Source organism: Paraburkholderia sp. J8-2, assembly GCF_905220195.1.
Lineage (GTDB): Bacteria > Pseudomonadota > Gammaproteobacteria > Burkholderiales > Burkholderiaceae > Paraburkholderia.
This window is the reverse complement of record NZ_CAJMZA010000089.1, coordinates 1-1,528: the sequence shown is the minus strand read 5'-3', so window position 1 is coordinate 1,528 and position 1,528 is coordinate 1. Positions and strand designations below refer to the sequence as shown.

Sequence of the window (1,528 nt, the reverse complement as noted above, 5' to 3'; positions counted from 1 at the left end):
CGGCGTATTCGCGCCCGTGCTGCTCGTGTTGCTGCGCCTCGCGCAAGGCTTCTTTCTCGCGGGCGAATTGCCGTGTTCGATCACGTACGTCGTTGAAGAGATGCCGCAGCGCGCGAGCCTTGTCGGCGGCCTCGTCGTGTTCTGCCTCAATTCAGGTGTGCTTACGGCGACGCTGATGAGCTTCGCGCTGCACGCAACGCTCGACGCCGCCGACGTCATTGCGTACGGCTGGCGCATCGCGTTCATTTTTGGCGGACTGATCGGGCTCTTCTCGTACTGGCTGCGCACGTCGCTCGAAGAATCGGCGGAATTCCAGCGCCTGCGCAGCCACAAGGCCAAGCGTCCGTTTCGCACGGTGCTGCGCACGTTTGCGTGGCAGGTGACGGCGGGCGTGGGCGTGGCGGGCATCGTCAACGCGGCGAACAGCCTGCTCTTCGTCGTATTGCCGTCGTACCTCACGACCGTGCTGCACTATTCGCCGGCTATCGCGAGCGCGGCGCAAAACGTCGGCATCGCGACGATGTCCGCGTCGCTGCTCGCCTGCGCGTGGCTCGGCGACCGCATCCCGCCGCGCCTCGTGCATCGCGCGGGCGCGCTCATCATGCTTGCGGGCAGCTATCCGTTTTACCGGCTCGTGGCCGCGCATGGCATCGATCCATTCACGACGTTCGCCGTAATCGGCTTCGTCGGCGGCTTCGTGAACGGCACCTACGCGTTCCTGCTCGCCGATCTCTTTCCGACCCACGTCCGCTTCTCCGGCATCGCGCTCTCGCTCAATCTCGCGACCGTGCTGTTCACGGGCATCACGCCGCTCGTCGTGACCGATCTGCTGCATCGCGTCGGACCTGTCGCGCCCGGCCTCTACATGACGGCGATCGCGTGCATCGGGCTCGTTGCGGGGCTCGCGCTCAAGCGGCTTGGCGGCAAGGTCGAGCGCATGCATCAGACCGGCTAGGCGACACCCCCGACTCCTTCGATCCCAACCGACCAAACCATGCAAGCCTCGCCTCCGATGTCCCTTCCCGACGCACTAGCGAATGCGCTTGGCGCCGACCGCGTGAGCACCGATCCGGCCGTCGCCAACTCGCACGCGGCCGACTGGAGCGACGCGCCGCGCTGCGCGCCGCCGCTCGTGATCCTGCCGCGCACACCCGAGGAAGTCGCGCGTGCGCTCGCCGTGCTCTCGCAATACCGGCAGCCGGTGGTCGTGCAAGGCGGCTTGACCGGCCTCGCTGGCGCGGCCACGCCGCAGGCGGGCGAAGTGGCGCTTTCGCTTGCGCGCCTGAATGCGCTCGAGGCGTTCGATACGACCGGCGGCACCGTGACCGTGCAGGCCGGCGTGCTCCTCGAGCAGTTGCAAACGCACGTCGAAGCCGAAGGCTGGTTCTTCCCGCTCGATCTGGGCGCGCGCGGCACGTGCCAGTTGGGTGGCAACGCGGCAACGAATGCGGGCGGCAATCGCGTCGTGCGCTTCGGCACCATGCGCGAGCGTATTCTCGGTCTCGAAGTCGCCCTGCCCGACGGCACC

Annotated in this window: 2 protein-coding genes; both read left to right on the top strand. The window is 67.5% G+C overall.

Features of this window, described 5'->3' with window-relative positions:
* Window positions 1–955, top strand: a 955-nt coding sequence (locus U5A52_RS42880; protein WP_321940460.1) for an MFS transporter, incomplete at its 5' end; no start/stop codon positions are given.
* A 39-nt stretch (window positions 956–994) separates the two neighbouring features.
* The coding region (locus tag U5A52_RS42875; RefSeq protein WP_321940458.1) for an FAD-binding oxidoreductase at window positions 995–1,528 on the top strand (534 nt) is incomplete at its 3' end.